This is a genomic window from Dialister sp. CAG:357 (assembly GCF_000435155.1).
In the GTDB taxonomy this organism is placed as follows: Bacteria; Bacillota; Negativicutes; order Veillonellales; family Dialisteraceae; genus Dialister; species Dialister hominis.
In genome coordinates, this window is the sequence record NZ_FR896435.1 from 1 (window position 1) to 1064 (window position 1064).

Below are 1064 nucleotides of genomic sequence, written 5' to 3' on the forward strand. Positions count from 1 at the left end.
CAAAATGATTAACCATTTTGTCACAGCCCCTTTTAAGTCTTGGTCTGCTGGATGTAACTTTCATCTCTCATGAACTGCTTGGTCATATCCATCTGGAACTGGAGCGGTTTTCCTTCTGCCCGGAATTCCACGCGTTTTATATTGGGGAATTCGGTCAGCGTATCAACCGTCATAGCGATGAAAAGGGATTCCGATGTTCCGCCTTTGATCTGGTTGACCTCACCCGTGAAGTTGGCGATAGCCGTTCCGTCCTGAATGGACAGGTCCTTCAGATGAGTGCCGGCAGGGATGAACGGATACTTGGCTTTCCTGTCATACCTGATCATCTCTTCGACTGCATTCTTGGCTGTGTGATCTTCCGCCTTCACCTTGATGGAAACAGGGAGAATATGAAGAGCATCATCTGTCGGCCTGTAAAATACGAGTGTCGAAGATTCCTTGGCCGGAACAGATGACGAATTGGCCGATGCAGAAAGAGCTGATGCATTGGAAGCTGGTTTCGATCCGCTGTCAGGGGAACATCCGGCAAGAACCATGGATAAAATGAGCGCTGAAGCTAAGGCTATTTTTTTTCTCATGGGACCTCCTTTATTCTATAGCAGAGAAATAACTTACAAGGCCGTCAAACAGGCTCTGAGCCATGCTCTTGGGCGCCCAGCTCGAAGTCAGCATCTGGACCCTGTGATTGTTTGTAATGAAACCGACTTCCATCAGGACAGACGGCATGGCGGTATGAACATTGACATAAAAGTCATTGGAACGTACGCCTCTGTCCGGGATGGATAAAGAGTTGATGGTTGCCTGATGCATCATTTGCGCCAGAAGCAGATCGTTGGCGCTTTTTCCATTGTAGTAAGCAGTGATTCCATCAATGCTGGAATTGGCAAAAGAATCAATGTGGATGGATACGAAGGCGTCTGCATGGGCTTCATTAGCGACATCGCAGCGAGCCTGAAGTTCTGTCGTTGCATCAGCCCATGGACCGTAGACATCTTTGTCTGTGGAACGTGTCATGACAACCTTGGCGCCAGCGGATGTCAGAAGATCCCTGAGCGGAAGAGCGG

Annotated in this window: 2 protein-coding genes; both read right to left on the reverse strand. The window is 48.9% G+C overall.

Translation table 11 applies throughout. The annotated features are described in order from the left end of the window. Window positions 1–32 precede the first annotated feature (32 nt). Window positions 33–578: a GerMN domain-containing protein gene (locus tag M3200_RS06030; RefSeq protein ID WP_022382645.1), complete on the reverse strand. Its 546-nt coding sequence runs from the start codon at window positions 576–578 to the stop codon at window positions 33–35. A gap of 10 nt (window positions 579–588) precedes the next feature. Further along, on the reverse strand, window positions 589–1064 hold a 476-nt coding region (locus M3200_RS06035; protein ID WP_288178185.1), incomplete at its 5' end, for an N-acetylmuramoyl-L-alanine amidase family protein.